At 52.6% G+C, this 16,932-nt stretch carries 16 protein-coding genes and 1 other RNA gene; 1 reads left to right on the top strand and 16 read right to left on the bottom strand.

Annotated elements, in window-relative coordinates; translation table 11 throughout:
• Nucleotides 1–8 precede the first annotated feature (8 nt).
• The 4 genes from CJP46_RS27045 to CJP46_RS27030 form a co-directional block, all read right to left on the bottom strand.
• Complete coding sequence (locus CJP46_RS27045) at nt 9–734, bottom strand: lytic transglycosylase domain-containing protein (protein WP_094598751.1); 726 nt, start codon at nt 732–734, stop codon at nt 9–11.
• Nucleotides 735–884: 150 nt separating this feature from the next.
• Nucleotides 885–1,520, bottom strand: coding sequence for a hypothetical protein (locus tag CJP46_RS37445; RefSeq protein WP_306431098.1), 636 nt, complete (start codon nt 1,518–1,520; stop codon nt 885–887).
• A gap of 57 nt (nt 1,521–1,577) precedes the next feature.
• Nucleotides 1,578–1,796, bottom strand: coding sequence for a DUF1540 domain-containing protein (locus CJP46_RS27035; RefSeq protein WP_094598750.1), 219 nt, complete (start codon nt 1,794–1,796; stop codon nt 1,578–1,580).
• A 137-nt stretch (nt 1,797–1,933) separates the two neighbouring features.
• Nucleotides 1,934–2,440 carry a YpuI family protein gene (locus CJP46_RS27030; RefSeq protein ID WP_094598749.1) on the bottom strand — a complete coding sequence of 169 codons (507 nt, stop codon included), beginning with the start codon at nt 2,438–2,440 and terminating at the stop codon, nt 1,934–1,936.
• Between the two features lie 249 nt (nt 2,441–2,689).
• Between CJP46_RS27030 and CJP46_RS27025 the strand changes: the two genes are divergently transcribed.
• A complete protein-coding gene (locus CJP46_RS27025) occupies nt 2,690–4,585 on the top strand; it encodes a S8 family peptidase (protein WP_094598748.1) in 1,896 nt (631 codons plus the stop codon).
• Between the two features lie 64 nt (nt 4,586–4,649).
• On the opposite strand, the gene CJP46_RS27020 is transcribed toward CJP46_RS27025, so the two are convergent.
• From CJP46_RS27020 to era, 12 genes are all read right to left on the bottom strand, one after another.
• On the bottom strand, nt 4,650–4,904 hold the full coding sequence (locus CJP46_RS27020; RefSeq protein ID WP_094598747.1) for a hypothetical protein: 255 nt from the start codon (nt 4,902–4,904) through the stop codon (nt 4,650–4,652).
• 195 nt (nt 4,905–5,099) lie between these two features.
• An RNA gene (gene rnpB / locus CJP46_RS27015) (RNase P RNA component class A) lies at nt 5,100–5,510 on the bottom strand.
• An 82-nt stretch (nt 5,511–5,592) separates the two neighbouring features.
• Nucleotides 5,593–6,708 carry a Nif3-like dinuclear metal center hexameric protein gene (locus CJP46_RS27010; RefSeq protein WP_094598746.1) on the bottom strand — a complete coding sequence of 372 codons (1,116 nt, stop codon included), beginning with the start codon at nt 6,706–6,708 and terminating at the stop codon, nt 5,593–5,595.
• On the bottom strand, nt 6,684–7,460 hold the full coding sequence (locus CJP46_RS27005) for a tRNA (adenine(22)-N(1))-methyltransferase (RefSeq protein ID WP_094598745.1): 777 nt from the start codon (nt 7,458–7,460) through the stop codon (nt 6,684–6,686). Before CJP46_RS27005 ends, CJP46_RS27010 begins: the two co-directional genes overlap by 25 nt.
• Before the next feature lie 302 nt (nt 7,461–7,762).
• Nucleotides 7,763–8,896 carry an RNA polymerase sigma factor RpoD gene (gene rpoD, locus CJP46_RS27000; RefSeq protein WP_094598744.1) on the bottom strand — a complete coding sequence of 378 codons (1,134 nt, stop codon included), beginning with the start codon at nt 8,894–8,896 and terminating at the stop codon, nt 7,763–7,765.
• A 41-nt stretch (nt 8,897–8,937) separates the two neighbouring features.
• Entirely contained in the window at nt 8,938–10,758 is a 1,821-nt protein-coding gene (dnaG, locus tag CJP46_RS26995) for a DNA primase (RefSeq protein WP_094598943.1), read from the bottom strand.
• A 48-nt stretch (nt 10,759–10,806) separates the two neighbouring features.
• Nucleotides 10,807–11,265 (bottom strand): YaiI/YqxD family protein, encoded by a 459-nt coding sequence (locus CJP46_RS26990; RefSeq protein WP_094598743.1) that lies wholly within the window; start codon nt 11,263–11,265, stop codon nt 10,807–10,809.
• Between the two features lie 297 nt (nt 11,266–11,562).
• Nucleotides 11,563–13,638: a glycine--tRNA ligase subunit beta gene (glyS, locus tag CJP46_RS26985; RefSeq protein WP_094598742.1), complete on the bottom strand. Its 2,076-nt coding sequence runs from the start codon at nt 13,636–13,638 to the stop codon at nt 11,563–11,565.
• Entirely contained in the window at nt 13,631–14,518 is an 888-nt protein-coding gene (glyQ, locus tag CJP46_RS26980) for a glycine--tRNA ligase subunit alpha (protein ID WP_094598741.1), read from the bottom strand. Before glyQ ends, glyS begins: the two co-directional genes overlap by 8 nt.
• Nucleotides 14,519–14,894: 376 nt before the next feature.
• Entirely contained in the window at nt 14,895–15,656 is a 762-nt protein-coding gene (gene recO, locus CJP46_RS26975; RefSeq protein ID WP_094598740.1) for a DNA repair protein RecO, read from the bottom strand.
• Nucleotides 15,657–15,692: 36 nt separating this feature from the next.
• Entirely contained in the window at nt 15,693–15,848 is a 156-nt protein-coding gene (locus CJP46_RS26970) for a YqzL family protein (protein WP_094598739.1), read from the bottom strand.
• 126 nt (nt 15,849–15,974) lie between these two features.
• Nucleotides 15,975–16,874 (bottom strand): GTPase Era, encoded by a 900-nt coding sequence (era, locus tag CJP46_RS26965; protein WP_094598738.1) that lies wholly within the window; start codon nt 16,872–16,874, stop codon nt 15,975–15,977.
• Nucleotides 16,875–16,932 lie beyond the last annotated feature (58 nt).

Genomic DNA, 16,932 nt, shown 5'->3' with positions numbered 1-16,932 from the left:
GATTGGTATCAACCTTCATATTTTGCCCTGGCATCCGCAATTTTACGGATATAGTTTCTTGTTTCTGCAGGAAGCTGGTCCAAATGCTGCATCAATTCGGCATCGGTCGATACGCCAAGCTTGAGCACCCGGTTAGGGCCCGCATTGTATGCCGCCAGCGCCATGTTCTCCTGCCCCCCGAAGCGGCTCAGCTGATACGAAAGGTATTTCGTACCGGCATCGATGTTCTGTGCCGGGTCGAACGGATCGCTGACCCCTAGTCCCTGGGCCGTGCCGTCCATGAGCTGCATCAGGCCTTTAGCACCCGCAGAGGATACGACATTCGGATTAAAGGTAGACTCCGTCTCGATGACGGCCTTGATCAGCGAATCGGACACCCCGTACTTACGGCTTGCCTGTTCAATCAGATCATTGTAAGCGGTCGATCTGCCGGTACCGGAATGCACCGGTTGGGATACGCCATCCGCTTGCGTCGCCAGCGAGGTGTTCACCTCTCCTAGCTGCTGCCACAGGAGGCCGTCACTCCATGATACGCCGGGTACCGTCGGTTGTACGGAAGCATCTATTTCTGCAGCCGCCGCGCTGGAATCATCCAGCAGTTGATTCAGGATGACACCAAAATCAGAGGTGCTCCCATTCTCGATAATGTCCTGAATAAGCTCGTCTCTATTTTGAATACGGCTGTTATCCTGCATCGCCAACAACTGTTGCACTGCAGCCGGATCGATTTGCATAGTCTCAAACCTCTTTTTCCCTCAAAATCTTGTCCATGCGGATCGGGTTTATTTTACCATGATTCCGCGGGTTCGCGCCAGACCTCAATCAAGAAAAAAAGCGCCTCAGCCGCTTCAATAGCGGCCAAAGGCGCCTTTTACTTGAATGAATTAGCGTGCGAACGGAACCAGCACGAAGTAGCTGATCGTAGCCAAAATGCCGAGTCCCATCGCCCATCCTCCCCAAACCTTGCTTCCTTGGCTGTACGCATAAAAGCCGATGACCGCAGCCAGGGGGCCCAGGATGATGGACCACATAAACAGGGACAAGACGCCGAAGCCTACACCGACATAGCCGGCCGTACGTCCGTAGTTCTGGACGGTATCCCGGTCATCGGCATCTTCCGATGCATGGACCTCATCTCTGCGGACCGATGGCGACGGAGCCACTTCTGCGGCATACTCCTCACGGTCATTTTTGAACAAATCGGCCCTCTTCTTGGCATCTTCCTCCCGGTCGTCCCGGATCGAATAACCGGCAGCACGGCTCGTTACTTCTGGGCTGGTTACCTCTGAAGCGTATTCTTCCTTGTGCCCGTCTCTGCGCGGAAAATCGGTACGAATGCGTGTTACGGCAGCCGGATGGTCGTCGTGTTCACGATTTCCCGTGGAAGTACCCGTCTCGGCTGCATATTCCTCACGATGATCGTTACGGAAATGGGCATCCGTAGGAACGGGAGTGATTCCTTTTCCTGCAAACGGGCTGCCCTTCTTGTGTTCCTGCTCACCTTTGTTGAATTCATCCATGATTAGAAGCCTCCTCATGACAGATGGATAAGTGCAAATTGGATGCGGACGCTTGAGTTAGGAAGTTTTGGGTTTGAAGGTCAGACAGCAGGTGGCCGAAGAGCTTTCCGCCCGGTCCTTGTGCTCTCCAAGCTCGCTTCCGTACTCCTCGCTGTACTTGGCGGAGGCGTGCTTGTCGATTTCGATCAGGATTTGCTCGGCTTTGCATACGTTCTCTTCTCCCCAGTAGGAGCAGTTGCTGACGCTGCACTTTACATAGGTTCTTGGATCCTTCATTTTTTATCACCTCAAACTTCATTCTCCCCTGCTCCATATCGGCATATCCCTGCGGCTTCTTGTCAGTTGATGGACACGGTGAGGAAAATAAAAAAAGATGCCATCATCAGGCATCTTTGGTTTGAATCGTTATAAGGTTAAGCGTGCGAACGCTGATTGTGCATCCGGCGCTCTGTCAAATAATCGCTTTCGTAGTAAGTCAGGTCGTCTCTAAGGTCTTCATATACCTTGGTGATATCCAAAATAATGTCTCTTACAGGGCGAACCGGTTTAACCCGGAAACGGATGGCATCCTGGCCCGTATAAGCGTAACGGCCATCTTCGGAATAACTTTCGTTTTTCGGATAAAAGAAATTGTTGACGCAATGATGATACACATTATAGAGAGCTTTTTCAGCAAAATCAGTGTCAAAATTGGCACGGCGCAATGCAATTCCCAGTTTCTCGGCTGATACTTCGGAGAAGACCAGAAGATGCCGCAGATCCGACAAAAATCCTTTGTAAAATTGCAGCGTTTCCTCATTACTGTCTGGTGCAAGCTGCGGAATCGAATTCTCGTTGAGGAATTGTTCCAGTTTCTCGATTGCGGATTTCAGCTTCTCTTTCGTGGTTTCACACAATTTTTGAACATTACCTGCTGACATAGCTAATTAGCTCCCCCTTAATTTGTTCCTTTCGGTCCCGGAGAGGATCCGAAATTTCATCACCATCGTTTGAAGCAAGCATCAATTTTCATGTACTATCCTAACATAAAACAAACTGGAACGGTATCCCTTTCTGGTCACGTTTTGGACGAATTGAGCAGGTTTTTGCCTGAGTTAGCTGCTGGGGTATAAAATAGCTTCCCTTTTCTCACGCTAAAGGTACTTATCATTCTCAAGGAGGTACTTTTTATGTCGAAAGGAAAATGGGTAGGCATCGGTACGGCGACCGTCTGCGGCGTGCTCGCGTTGTTTCTGCTGCTCCCGCGCTCGGACAGCCGGCAGCAGGTGGCTGAATCTGAATCCCCGCCAGTCCCGACTCCAAAGCAGGAGCATCATTTAAAGAAAAGCATGATGTCGCAGGACATCGCTTCAACCGATCATTTGACCCGGCTGGATGCGAGGCAGCATCTGACGGCCATGCTGAACAATCTGAGCAGCGCAAAGCCGAAGCAGATTAACGATTATGTGCGCGATTTGCAAAAAAGCCATGACCATTTTTCCATGCTGGTGTGGCAGGACCCCAAGCTGGACCAACCGCTTCAATATGCCAAAAAGGATGACTCTTGGACCTCACAGGACCGGAAAAAGCTGGATCACTATTTAAGCACAGCCAAACGGCAGGTGAAAAGTCACCAGGCGTACCAGTCACCTGCCTTCAAGATGGCCGGCAAGCAGTATTTCGTCATCGCCGAACCTTCGGCCAAAAGCAGCCAAAGCGTCATTGCCTTAATGAATCAAAAGATACTGCTCGACGTGGAAAATCATCAGAAGAAAAACCTGCGGCTGATCCCTTATCCGAAAGAGGGCAAATTTAAAGTCGAATCGGTTCACGCCGATACCCTGCGCGATTTGACGGTTAAAACCGGACACGATAACGAAAACGCCAGCCATTATTACGAGAACGAAATCGTCGTCCGCTTCCGTCAGGATCCGTCCCCGGAAGATATGAAACGGATTAAGGGTGACGTCAAGGCGGAATCTTCCCGGAAGCTCGGTTATGCTTACGTCTTTCGGTCCAGCTCGATGGATTACACCCAGCTGAAAGTATATTTTCTGAACCACTGGAATCCACATTATGTAGAACCGCATTATTTATACTTAACCAATGATACCGTTACAGAAACAGGCGGCCTTCCGAACGTTCCAAATGACCTGCTGTTTGCGAAGTATCAGTGGAACTTGCCTGCGATCGAAACGAACCAGGGCTGGGATTTATCCAAGGGGAGCAACGATGTCATTGTCGGTATCGTGGACACCGGTGCGGACATTAACCACCCGGATCTTCAAGGCCAGCTGCTGACCGGATACAACGTTGTGGATCCCGGTAGCGATCCGCTGGACGATGTGGGTCACGGAACGCATGTGGCCGGCATCATCGGGGCCGTCGTCAACAATAATGAAGGTGTGGCGGGCATCAGTTGGTACAATAAGATGTTACCGGTGAAGGCGCTTGATAAATCGGGATCGGGTACGACCTATTCGGTGTCGGAAGGCATCATCTGGGCTGCGGATCATGGTGCCAAAGTCATTAATCTGAGCTTGGGCAACTACGCTGATTCCCAGTTCCTCCACGACGCGGTGAGATACGCGTATGATAAGGACGTCGTGCTGGTTTCCGCGGCAGGAAACGACAACACCGAGCGACCAGGCTTCCCGGCGGCCTATCCCGAAGTTCTCGCCGTCGCTGCGACCGATGCAAACATGAAGAAAGCCTCCTATTCCAATTTCGGGGATTATATCGATGTGGCCGCACCTGGGACGAGCATTGCCAGCACCTATCCAGGCAACCAGTACGCCGCCCTGTCCGGGACTTCGATGGCCAGTCCGCACGTCGCCGCCATGGCCGCACTGATCCGCTCGCGAAATCCGGACTTGACCAATAAACAAGTGATGGACATTATGTGCAAAAGCACGATTGACCTCGGGCCGAAAGGACATGACAAATATTACGGCAACGGTCAAATCGATATTTACAAGGCGTTGCAAACAGCCGGGGGCGGCAATTCACCGCTTCAGCTGTGGCCGCAGCATGTACAGAACCAGATGAACTCGATCATGGGCAGCGAAAGCGTGAAGACCAAATAAGTTCCATTAGAAAAAGGCAATCCGCTCTGAAATTGGCGGATTGCCTTTTTTAGAGGAATACAAGTTACCGCGTGCGTTTGGCTCGCGACGTGCGGGCGGCGCGTCTCGAACCTCTGTAAGCGGAAACTGTACCTACAATGGCTTCGTCGCGAACGACATAGTTATAGCAGTGTTTAGGAACGGGGACACAGTGATGTCTTTTTACGATTTCAACCGTGTGGACAATCGGAACGACCTGCGGATAGTAATAGTCTTGGTACACCACGGTCGGATCAGTGAAAACCGGATCTGCAGGAGGACAATTAAAGCAATGGCTCATTCGATAAGCATCTCCCTTCATAAATTTAATATAGTCTATTATGGAGATCCCAATCGGGATTGTACGTTTGTCCTTAGCTAAAAGGTATACGTCTAAAACAGGCTTGGCCCGAGCCCAAGCAGCAAAAAGGCGGTATCCCGTAAAATTACGGGATACCGCCTTGATTACATCATCCTAATAAGAACTGTTGGCAGTTAGGAAAGTTTTACGTAAGCCGGGTTCTGTGCTCGTCGTGGTTCATACGGGAACTACCCTCCCACGGATGAGCGACAATCATCTATCTAGGCCAACCATTACTGATTGGCTCCAGCGACCAACCCAAACGCGCCTCGGGCAAAGGCTGCTTCTCAGGGAAGCTGCGTTCCATTAGGTCTTGCTCCAGGTGGGGTTTACCAGGAACGAAGTCACCAACGCTCCTCGGGGTCTCTTACACCTCGGTTCCATCCTTGCCTGTGCCGCTGCATGCAGCAGCCATCGGCGGTCCATTTCTGTGGCACTATCCTTCAACTCGCGCTGACTGGACGTTATCCAGCACCCTGCCCTATGGAGCCCGGACTTTCCTCTCGCGGCGCCTTACGCGCCGCCAGCGATTGTCTGTCAAACTTTCCGGACAACAAAAAATATTATACAGGGAATCTGCGCCGGACACAATGGCAAATGCCTAATAATTTAACGAAAATCTCCATTTTTACATAAAACGGAACGGCTCGGTGTTGACTTTAGACGCTGCGACTTTCGTGTCATAGCGGCTGTCCGACAGTTTGGCCTGCAGCCATTCCGCCGTTTTGGCCTTCATGATTTTCTCGGCATTGTGACCCGGATCGATCACAGCGATCCCGGCCATCAGCGCATCCTGCGCGGTATGATAATCGATGTCTCCGGTCACGAGCACATCAGCCCCACGGAATATCGCGGAATTAACGTAGCGGCTGCCCGATCCGCCAAGAACGGCCGCCTTGCCGATCTTGCGGTCCAGATCGCCCACAACCCGGACATGCGGCACATCCAGCTTCTCCTTGACCACGTCGACGAATTGTGCCAGCGTCATCGGCTCCTGAAGCTTGCCCACCCGGCCAAGCCCGTAGCTGCGTCCTTTCAGGTCAAGCGGATAAAGATCGTAAGCTACTTCTTCGTAAGGATGCGCCTTGATCATCGCCTGAACGACCTTATTACGGATTCCTTGGGGGAGGATGGTCTCGATCCGGACCTCTTCCACGTGCTCCAGCTTCCCGGACTTGCCGATATAAGGTTCCGTTCCTTCCTGCGGCAAAAAGGTACCCGTGCCCTGCACGTTAAAGCTGCAGTGGCTGTAGTTTCCGATCGCCCCCGCTCCTGCGTCCAGCATGGCGTTCCGGACCTTCTCCTCATGCGTAGACGGAACAAACACGACCAACTTGAACAGCTTCTCGGCATCTACCTCATCCAGCGGCACCCCGCCTGTTATGCCAATCGCCTCGGCCATCCAGTCGTTCATTCCTCCCTCGGCAATATCGAGATTGGTGTGGCTAATATAGACGGCGATGCCATGCTTGATCAGCTTCTCGTAGATTTTCCCCATCGGAGTGTCCGTCTGGAGCTGCTTGAGCGGCCGGAAAATGATGGCGTGATGCGCCACAATCAAATCGGCGTTCATCGCTATCGCCTCCTCGACCACCTCGTCATTGACGTCAAGCGCGACCAGCACGCTCCGGACCTCCTTCTGGAGGCTGCCGAGCTGCAGCCCGATCCGGTCGTCCGGTACCGCCAAATGCTTGGGAGCGAGCTGCTCCATATATTGAATTACCGTTTGTCCTTTTGCAAACATGCAAGCACCTCCCTAATTTGTTTCATTTCTTCATTCAGTTCTCTGGCTTTGGCTTCAGCGGAAGCCAGCTGGGAGGACGAAACGGACTTCAAAATTCCTTCCATCTTCGCCAGTTCGCCCTCCCATTTGGCAATAAACACTTCACTCGGCTGCTCAAGCAGCCAAGGTCCCATACGGATTAGAAGATCCTTGGATAAGGACACGACGTCACCAGCTTCTCCCGTTTGCCATGTCCGTTCCAGGTACAATTCCTCATTCGACCGGACAGGAGATGAATTCTCCGGTACTGCTGTCAAAATCTCATAAATTTTGCCGTCTTCCTCGATAATCAGCTCGGACACCAGCACCCAGGCATGATCGATCAGCCACCGGCGCAGCAAATCCTCTCCGACGTTCGGCTGCAAGATGAGCCGCTTCACCTCGGACAGTTTGTCTTGACCTTCATTCAAAATGCTCGCGATCAGGCTTCCACCCATGCCAGCGATTGTAATGACATCCACTTCCCCTGGCGAGATGACCGCCAGCCCGTCTCCCAGCCGGACCGAAATGTCATCGCCACGTCCGGCTTCAGCCACCTGCTTGGCCGCCGCTTGAAGCGGACCCTGGTTAACTTCTCCCGCTACGGCCTTTACCACCAGGCCGGCCTGGACGGCAGCTACCGGCAGCAGCGCGTGATCCGAGCCAATGTCCGCGAGCCGGCTTCCAGGGGGAATCTGCTCCATAATGAGCTGTAATCTTCTTGATAATTTCATATGTCCACCGTCACCATCGCTTATTTTTTACCCTTCCATTACCCTACCAAACGGCAGGGCCTCTCTGCAAATCAGCAGCCGCAGAAGCGGGACCTCTTTAACCTTCGAACCGATTCCAATCTTTGGGCAAATGCCCAGATCATTTGCATTGGCTCGATAAAAGCGCTAAAATAAAAACAAATTAAGGAAATAATTCTAAAAGAAAACAGAACTTACAAGCTTCACGCTGAAGCTTACGGATATATAGTAATAAAAAAGGACCTCGCTGACGGCATGCCGCAGAAGGTCCAAGTTGGTTTCGTTTATTCGAGAAAATCCTTCAGCCGTTTGCTGCGGCTCGGATGGCGAAGCTTCCGGAGCGCTTTGGCTTCGATTTGGCGAATCCGTTCACGGGTAACGCCAAACACTTTGCCTACTTCCTCGAGCGTCCGAGTCCGGCCGTCATCCAGACCAAAACGCAGCCGGAGCACATTCTCCTCACGTTCGGTCAGCGTATCGAGCACGTCTTCCAGTTGTTCCTTCAGCAGCTCATAGGCCGCCGCATCCGCAGGAGCAAGCGCCTCCTGATCCTCGATAAAATCTCCCAGGTGGGAATCATCCTCTTCCCCGATCGGCGTCTCAAGCGACACCGGCTCCTGGGCAATCTTCATGATTTCCCGGACCTTCTCCACACTGAGTTCCATCTCGGCCGCAATTTCCTCCGGTGTTGGTTCGCGCCCCAATTCCTGCAGCAGCTGACGGGATACCCGGATCAGCTTGTTGATCGTTTCCACCATATGAACCGGAATCCGGATTGTTCTTGCTTGGTCAGCGATTGCACGCGTAATGGCCTGGCGAATCCACCAAGTGGCATACGTACTGAATTTGAAACCTTTGTTATGGTCAAATTTCTCAACCGCCTTGATCAGACCCATGTTGCCTTCCTGAATCAAATCAAGGAAGAGCATGCCGCGGCCGACGTACCGCTTGGCGATACTGACGACGAGACGCAGGTTCGCTTCGGCCAGCCGCCGCTTCGCTTCCTCGTCCCCGTTCATGATCCGTTTGGCCAGTTCCACCTCATCGTCAGCGGACAAGAGGGGCACACGGCCGATTTCCTTAAGATACATCCGTACAGGGTCGTTGATCTTAATGCCCGGCGGCAAAGACAGATCATCGTCAAAATTAAAGTCATCGTTATCGTTTCCTTCATGGTCGTCGCCTTGACGCATATTGCTGACTTCCTCGTCATTCTCATTGACCACTTCAATACCCAAATCGCCCAGATGCTCATAGAACTCATCCATCTGTTCAGGGTCTTGGTCGAACGGCGATAGTTTTTCCATAATATCTTTGTAATTCAGTGACGATCTCTTTTTACCCTGCTCAATCAGCTGATCCTTAACCTGATCAAGCGTAAATTCTGTCTCTAGTTCAGTATGCTGATCATTCGCCATATTTCGACTCCCTCCTCCCTAGAAACCATCGAAGCCAACGATTACTGTCTCTCTAGGGCTATAATCTCACTTGCAATTTGTGCAGCACGCAAAAAGTCTCCGGACCGTTCGGCAGATATCATTTCTTCTTTCTTCTGCTCTATTTTCCGTTGTTGCGGGACTTTTTGTACCTCCCGAATGCAATCATCCAGCTCTTGCACGCTCCACTCCCGCGGCATATCCATCATGGAGATGGAACTGACGGTTTTCTCGAGGCGATCGTCGTGGAGCGATGACATAAACCGGCTGATATCCGGTGATTTGCCCTGTGCATAATAGGCATATAGATAAGCAGCAATCGCTGCATGATCATCAATGTTAAACGCGTCCCCAAGCCGTTCTTCCACGTAGCGGGCAGCCTCGGCATCCTGCAGCATCATGGCTAAAAGGCGACGTTCTCCGGTATGATATGCCGGCAGTAATGTCGGGGCGGGAACATGCCCTTTTTTATGCCTACCATTATTCCACCTTTTGTCGTTATTATCCCCATCCGGCATGTTTTTTTGCATCGACTGCCGAATCTCATTGCAATCCTGCTTCAAGCTCTCAAAGGAAAGCTGCAATTCTGAAGATAATTCCCTTAAATATACTTCCCGTTCGGTCGAAGAAGGCAGCACCGCGATGATGGGCAGGACTTCCTTCATGTAGGCGATTTTCCCATCTTCTTCTAGGAGTATATGGTTTTTTTTCAGATATATAAGCTTAAATTTTGTGGTTGAAACGGCGCCCTCGATAATCTGCCGCACGAACCGTTCCGCCCCGTATTTCCGGATGAACTCGTCAGGATCCAGCCCCTCGTTCAGGACCGCGATTTTGATGTTCAGCCCCACGTTTTCAAGCAGGGGAATCACCTTCATCGCCGCGGCTTGTCCGGCCCGGTCCCCGTCGTAGCACACCAGCACTTCATCCGCCATCGTCTTCACCAGGGAGGCGTGATTCTCCGTTAAGGACGTACCCATCGTAGCTACACCGTTCTGAACCCCTGCTTCCCATGCCGAGATCACGTCCCCGTATCCTTCAAAAAGAACGATCTGCCGCGATTTGCGTATTGACGGTCTGGCTTGATGCAGATTGTACAGCGTTCGGCTTTTGTTAAAGAGCTTGCTCTCGGGCGAATTCAAATACTTCGGCTGCCCTTCGCCGAGGATCCTGCCGGCAAAAGCGATCACCTTGCCGTTGCGGTCATGGATCGGAAACATGATCCGGTCCCGGAAACGGTCCAAGTAATCCCCGCCGTCACTGCGTTTGGTCAGCAATCCGCCCTTCTCCATCTCTTCGAGATCAAAGGAGCGTTTGGACAGAAACTGAACCAGCGTATTCCACGTATCCGGAGCGTAACCGATTTGGAATAAATCGATCATCTTGTCGGTGATGCCCCGCTGCCGCAAATAATCCATGGCTGACTTGCCATGCTCCGTATTTTTCAGTAAAAAGTGATAAAACTTTGCTGTCCATTCGTAGGCCTGAAGCAGGCGGTCTCTCTCGGGATTCGGCTGATGCGCCGGTCCCCCCAGCCCTTCCGGAACCGCGATGTGGCTCTCTTCCGCCATGACTTTAACGGCTTCGGGAAAAGATAATCCTTCGATTTCCATCCTGAATTTGATGGCATTTCCACCCTTGCCGCAGCCGTAGCAGTAAAAGATTTGCCTTTCAGGCGTGACCGTGAAAGACGGTGTTTTCTCCGAATGAAACGGGCAGAGGCCTTTCATGTATTTCCCCTGCTTGGTCAGATGAACGTACCTGCTTACCGTATCGACGATATCGTGCTGCTCCAGCACCGCATCGATGACTTTTTCCGGAATGCTGCCATGTCCGGCACTCATCACAACCACCTTCATCTCTTTTTGCACGTAAAATATAATTCGCTATCGTTATACGTTCTCCTGCAAATCATGCAAAAGTTTTGTCAGTTTCTGTTGAAAAATTCTTTTATCCTCCGCGGTGATCGGTTTCGGGCCTTTGGAATGCTTGCCGCTCCTTCGCGCTTTGGCCTGATGGTGCCTGCGGTCGAGCATAAACTCGATGTCATCGTTATGAAACCGCATGCCCCGAAAGGAGAGCACATGGCAATGTTTCGACAAGGCCAAGGCGGCAAGTCCGTAGTCCTGGGTAATCACAACGTCCCCCCGGCGGATATGATTGGCGATATACAGATCGGCGCTCTGATCGCTCCGGTCCACCTGAACGGTCCGTACGCCTTCTTCGGCTTGGATCAAATGGTCGAACGAAGAAACCATCAGCACGGAAATGCCCGCAGCCCTGGCCGCTGCGGCGATCTCCTGTTTCACCGGACAGGCGTCGCCGTCCACAACGATTTGTCTGTCATCCATAGCCGATTCAAGCCCACCTGTCATTCTTGGTTTTCCGTACTATTATATACGAGCCTGGCCTATAAAAATCCTCCTGGGGAGGACATTACAACTTCTGACAATGCTGCAGGTGCCGGAAAACTTATCCTTACGTAGAATGAACTAAAGAAATGAATGTTAGAGGCCGTATTTGGGCCGTTATAACAGGAAGTTCAATGAAAAACTTTAGTTCAATCTATATACATGAAAAAGATACGAAAACGGGACCGTTTTGTTTCGTCCCGCTTCCGTATTCTTTTACCCGAAACCTTTAAAGGTTTACCATACCAGCTTGTTGAAGTCAGCGAACTGCTTCAAATCGCGGTCAATCGATGCCAAAAGACCCAGTCGGTTAGCCCGGACCTGCTCATCATCAGCCATGACCATGACGGAATCAAAAAATTTCGTAACGGCTTCCTTGATGCCGGCAAGAAGGTCAAGGGCTTTGGCGCCATCCCGCTCCGACAGCGCTGCATGGTAATCGGCAGTGATGGATTGCCATGAACGGAACAGATTGGACTCGGCCTCTTCACCAAATAGCGATTCTTGAACCTCCACCTTTTCCGCTTTGCCTGCCAGATTGCTGACGCGGTTAAAGGATTCTACGGTCGTCTTGAAATCGTCTCCGCTGTTAACTGCCTTCATCAGCGCTTCCCCGCGGGATACGACCGACATTACATCGTCGAAGCCAGCGGAAATGACGGCGTCGACCACGTCGTAGCGGAGCGTCTCGGAGAGCAGCTTCTTCACGCGGAGGCCGAAGAACTCTGCCAGATCCTTGCGGATGTCGTCCGGTTGGCGGTCCAGGCTGCGAAGCTCTGCATGTACGTCGAGCGCGATGTTGAACAGTTGGGACAGGGTGAGCGGCATTTGCTTGGCGAGCAAAATTTGCACGATGCCCTGAGACTGTCGTCTCAGCGCATAAGGGTCCTGAGAGCCGGTCGGAATGATGCCGATCGAGAAGCAGCCGACAATTGTGTCGATTTTATCCGCGATGCTTACGATGGAACCCACCAGGCTGGACGGAACGTCGTCCGATGCCGAACGCGGCTGGTAATGCTCGAATACCGCCTTGGCCACATCTTCCCTTTCGCCGGCTTTGCGGGCATAGTCTTCGCCCATGACCCCTTGCAATTCAGGGAATTCATACACCATTTGCGTAACGAGGTCGAATTTGCAAATGTCCGCAGCGCGGCTTACCGATTCGCTGTCCGTGCCCGAGATTTGCAGCGCTTCTCCGATCAGGTCGGCAATGCGGCGGATCCGGCGGACCTTGTCGCCTACGGTGCCGATTTCCTCGTGGAAGACGATGCTTTCCAGTTTGGAGAGAGCGTCCTTGATCTCGAGTTTCTGATCTTCCTCATAGAAGAACTTAGCGTCCGACAGGCGGGCGCGAAGCACCTTTTCGTTCCCTTTGGCGATCACGTCCAGCGACCGCTTGTCGCCGTTGCGCACCGTTACGAAGAACGGCAGCAGCTGTCCTTGGCCATCCAGAACAGGGAAATAACGCTGATGCTCCCGCATGGAAGTGATCAGCACTTCCTGCGGAATGTTCAGGAAGGACGGATCGAACGTTCCGAAGAGCACCGTCGGCGTTTCCACCAGGAACAGCACTTCCTCCAGCAAGTCGTCCTTGACCGCGATCGTCCAGTTCTTCTCCGCGGCGAGCGATTCGATCTGCTTCAGAATCATGCTCTCGCGTTCCTTCACGTCAACGATGACGTGCTGGCCGAGCAGCACTTGCTTGTAAGCGCCAGCTTCCGGCACGACCGCTTCCGTTCCGAGGAAACGGTGGCCGCGGGTCACGTTGCCTGACTTCACGCCAGTCACTTCCAGATCAATAATATCCGTGCCGAACAGGGCCGTGATCCAGCGGATCGGACGGATGAATTTATATTCGTAGCTGCCCCAGCGCATGTGCTTAGGGAACGTCATCGAAGAGAGAATGCCAAGCAGCGCCTCAGGCAGCAGCGCGGCGGTCTCCACGCCATTGCTGCTTTTCGTAACGTAAATGTATTCCACGCCGTTCAGCTCTTTGAACGTAAACTGTTCGGGATCCACGCCTTGTCCGCGGGCGAAGCCAAGCGCGGCCTTGCTCCAGCCGCCGCTCTCGTCGAGGGCGATTTTGCGGGAAGGACCCTTCACTTCCTCCTGCACGTCCTCCTGCTTCTCCGCAACCGATTTGACAAGTACGGCCAAGCGGCGGGGCGTCGCATAGGAGCGAACTTCACCGTGAGCGATCCGGGACTGTTCCAGCCATTTCACCAAGCGTTCTTCCAATTGTTCCATCGCCGCGCGTAAAAACCGGGCCGGCACTTCCTCCAGGCCGATTTCAAACAACAGGTCCTTAGACATTCAGGTCGCCTCCTTTCTTCAGCAGCGGGAAGCCGAGCTTCTCGCGCTCCTCCATGTAGGTTGCCGCCACTTGGCGGGCCAGATTGCGCACCCGGGTAATGTAGCCGGTACGCTCCGTAACGCTGATGGCTCCCCTTGCGTCAAGAAGGTTGAACGTGTGCGAGCATTTCAGGACATAGTCGTACGCCGGGAATACCAGGTTCCGCTCCATCGCCTCGCCTGCTTCCTGTTCATACATGTTGAACAGCGTAAACAGCATTTTCACGTCCGATACTTCAAAGGTGTACGTGGAGTGTTCTACTTCCGCTTGATGGAAAACGTCCCCGTAAGAAATGCCGTCGACCCATTCCAGGTCAAACACGTTTTCTTTCTCCTGAATGTAGGAAGCCAAGCGCTCCATGCCGTAGGTAATTTCCACGGCGACCGGATTCGTTTCGATACCGCCCACCTGCTGGAAGTAAGTGAACTGGGTGATTTCCATCCCGTCCAGCCATACTTCCCATCCTAAGCCTGCGCATCCGAGCGAAGGATTCTCCCAGTTGTCCTCAACAAAACGGATATCATGGTCGAGAGCGTCCACCCCGAGCGCCTTCAGGCTGTCGAGGTACAGCTCCTGAATATTGTCCGGGCTCGGCTTGATGATTACCTGGAACTGGTGATGCTGATAGAGCCGGTTCGGATTTTCGCCGTAACGTCCGTCCGATGGGCGGCGGGAAGGCTCCACATAAGCTACCTTCCAGGGTTCCGGTCCGAGAGAACGCAAAAAGGTCATCGGGTTCATCGTGCCGGCCCCTTTTTCCGTGTCATAGGGATTCACGATAATGCAATTCTGATTGGCCCAGAACTGCTGCAGCGTCAAAATCATCTGCTGAAAGTTCATATACGACTCTCCTTCATTGAAAAATTGGGGGGAATGGACGGCTGGTATCCGTCAGAAATGATCACATTTTCTGTACAACAAAAAGCTCCCGCCCTATGCCTGTTGTACAGACATAGGGACGAGAGCTGATCCCGCGGTTCCACCCTACTTGGCTGCCCCTTGCTTCAAGACGGGGAACAACCCACTTTTCCGATTTCATTTCACGCTCCCGAAGCGCCGGTTCATGGATTCCTTCCGCCAGGCTTACACCCTCCCCGGCTCGCTAACAGGAATGGAATACCCACTACTTCTTCGATCATTGCGTGTCAGACAATTTAAAAGTAACTTAACATATATTACAGGATATCATTCCGATAGTCAATATCTCCCGAAACTATTACAGCCCGTACTTCTCCATTTGATCGAGGAAGCCCCGCGATTTCAAATTCAGCCCCAGCTGCATATCCATAAACGCCCGCATCACTGCCTTCAGCTCTGCCTTGGTCTCCTCTTTCACATCGACGTGGCCGAGCCGGCGCAAATCGAGCTGGGCGAACAGCCGCAGCAGCTTCATCGTCCGGGGCGATATCCCCATCGCCTGGGAATCCAGGTGCTTGCAAGCCCGGCACAGCACGCCTCCTAGCCGCGGACTCACCCAGTAACGTTCCTCTTGCGGCGCAATATCCCTTCCACAAGAAATGCAGGATGACAGTTCGGGACCGTATCCTGCAGTCTGCAATATTTTCATTTCGTACAAGTTGATAATGACGGCGGGATCTTTGCCCTCTTCCAGCGCTTCTAGACACGCCTTGAGCTGCTGGTACCAGAAGCTTCCCGTCTCCTCATCCTGCAGCACGCGGTCAAGCAGTTCGCAGGCGTAAGAGGCATAAGCGGCAAGAACGATGTCCTCGCGCAGCACGTGATGCGATTGATAAATTTCCCCCGCGTTCAGCGTGCCGAGCCCCGTGCCGTTTCTGAAAAATACGTATTCCGCTGTCGTAAACAGCTGTGTCAATGCAGCATGACGGCTCTTTACCTTTTTTGCTCCCCGGACAAGTACGCCTACTTTACCCGCGTTTTCGGTGCAAATCGTAATGATTTTGTTCCCCTCGCCGTAGTCCATGCTGCGGATGACGATCCCTTCCACCCTGTAAAGCATGCTTCATCCCCCAGCCATTCCCGGAGCAGCCAAAGATCATTCGTTTTCTTCATAGGTATCCGTCTCATCCAGCAGCTGCGCCGCAGCTGCCGTCTCCGCTTCATCCGCCGTCATGCCGGCGGCCTGTTTATAGAGCAAGTAAGCATCCACATCTCCAGTCATCGCAAAATACTTCCACGAAAAATCTCGCATTCGTATTCATCCTTTCTTCGGAAATGACGTCTGCATCTTCAAAAAATAGGATGTTACGAAAGCCGTGAAACTATGTGTTGCAATTCATGCCAGCCGGGATTTTCCAGCCGGGAAAACGGGACCTGCCTAGTCGCGGTTAAAGCCCAGATCACGAAGAATCCGCTCTTGGTTGCGCCAGTCTTTTTTCACTTTTACCCACAGCTCTAGGAAAATTTTCGAGCCGAGCAGGTTTTGAATGTCCTGCCGCGCCTGCTTGCCGACTTCCTTCAGCAGCGAGCCCTGCTTGCCGATAATGATGCCCTTCTGAGAATCCCGCTCGACGAAGATCACCGCCGAGATATATACGACGCCGTTGTCCTGCACGCGCATATCTTCGATCGTGACCGCGATGGAATGCGGAACTTCTTCGCGGGTCATATGCAAAATTTTCTCGCGGATCAGCTCCGCGCAGACGAACTGCTCCGGATGGTCTGTGACCTGATCTTCCGGATAATACTGCGGCCCTTCGGGCAAATACTTTTCCACCTGCTCGAGCAGGGTGTTCACGTTGTTGCCCAGCATGGCCGAAATCGGCACAACCTCGGCGAAATCGTGCAGCTTGCGGTACTCCTCGATGATCGGAAGCAGCGCCTGAGGCTCGATTTTGTCAATCTTGTTGAGCACGAGAATGACCGGCGTCTTCACCTTCTTCAGCTGTTCGATGATATAGCGGTCGCCGCCCCCGAATCCCTCGGAAGTATCGGCCAGGAACAGGACGGCCTCCACCTCCTGCAGCGTGTTCAGTGCGGTATTGTTCATGAAATCGCCAAGCTTGGACTGGCGTTTATGAATCCCCGGCGTATCCAGAAACACGATTTGGGAGTGATCCGTAGTATATACGCCGTGAATTTTGTTGCGCGTCGTTTGCGGCTTGTCCGACATGATGGCGATTTTCTGGCCGATGACTTGATTCATCAGCGTCGATTTCCCCACGTTCGGTCTGCCTATAATGGCCACAAAGCCTGATTTGAATGACGGTTTCGCCATGTAAGTCATTACCCTCCTATAATGCTTCCTTAAGCAGGAAGACCATCAGGGCCCGCAT

Origin of the sequence: Paenibacillus sp. XY044 (genome assembly GCF_002257645.1) — a bacterium.
In the GTDB taxonomy this organism is placed as follows: Bacteria; Bacillota; Bacilli; order Paenibacillales; family Paenibacillaceae; genus Paenibacillus_AQ.
The sequence above is the reverse complement of the archived record's forward strand: the minus strand, read 5'-3'. Positions and strand labels throughout refer to the sequence as shown.

Bases quoted from the DNA above. Each gene is read 5' to 3' on its own strand.
- CJP46_RS27045 (WP_094598751.1), bottom strand. From the start codon at position 734: ATGCAAATCGATCCGGCTGCAGTGCAACAGTTGTTGGCGATGCAGGAT.
- CJP46_RS37445 (WP_306431098.1), bottom strand. From the start codon at position 1,520: ATGGATGAATTCAACAAAGGTGAGCAGGAACACAAGAAGGGCAGCCCG.
- CJP46_RS27035 (WP_094598750.1), bottom strand. From the start codon at position 1,796: ATGAAGGATCCAAGAACCTATGTAAAGTGCAGCGTCAGCAACTGCTCC.
- CJP46_RS27030 (WP_094598749.1), bottom strand. From the start codon at position 2,440: ATGTCAGCAGGTAATGTTCAAAAATTGTGTGAAACCACGAAAGAGAAG.
- CJP46_RS27025 (WP_094598748.1), top strand. From the start codon at position 2,690: ATGTCGAAAGGAAAATGGGTAGGCATCGGTACGGCGACCGTCTGCGGC.
- CJP46_RS27020 (WP_094598747.1), bottom strand. From the start codon at position 4,904: ATGAGCCATTGCTTTAATTGTCCTCCTGCAGATCCGGTTTTCACTGAT.
- CJP46_RS27010 (WP_094598746.1), bottom strand. From the start codon at position 6,708: ATGTTTGCAAAAGGACAAACGGTAATTCAATATATGGAGCAGCTCGCT.
- CJP46_RS27005 (WP_094598745.1), bottom strand. From the start codon at position 7,460: ATGAAATTATCAAGAAGATTACAGCTCATTATGGAGCAGATTCCCCCT.
- rpoD (WP_094598744.1), bottom strand. From the start codon at position 8,896: ATGGCGAATGATCAGCATACTGAACTAGAGACAGAATTTACGCTTGAT.
- dnaG (WP_094598943.1), bottom strand. From the start codon at position 10,758: ATGAGTGCCGGACATGGCAGCATTCCGGAAAAAGTCATCGATGCGGTG.
- CJP46_RS26990 (WP_094598743.1), bottom strand. From the start codon at position 11,265: ATGGATGACAGACAAATCGTTGTGGACGGCGACGCCTGTCCGGTGAAA.
- glyS (WP_094598742.1), bottom strand. From the start codon at position 13,638: ATGTCTAAGGACCTGTTGTTTGAAATCGGCCTGGAGGAAGTGCCGGCC.
- glyQ (WP_094598741.1), bottom strand. From the start codon at position 14,518: ATGAACTTTCAGCAGATGATTTTGACGCTGCAGCAGTTCTGGGCCAAT.
- recO (WP_094598740.1), bottom strand. From the start codon at position 15,656: ATGCTTTACAGGGTGGAAGGGATCGTCATCCGCAGCATGGACTACGGC.
- CJP46_RS26970 (WP_094598739.1), bottom strand. From the start codon at position 15,848: ATGCGAGATTTTTCGTGGAAGTATTTTGCGATGACTGGAGATGTGGAT.
- era (WP_094598738.1), bottom strand. From the start codon at position 16,874: ATGGCGAAACCGTCATTCAAATCAGGCTTTGTGGCCATTATAGGCAGA.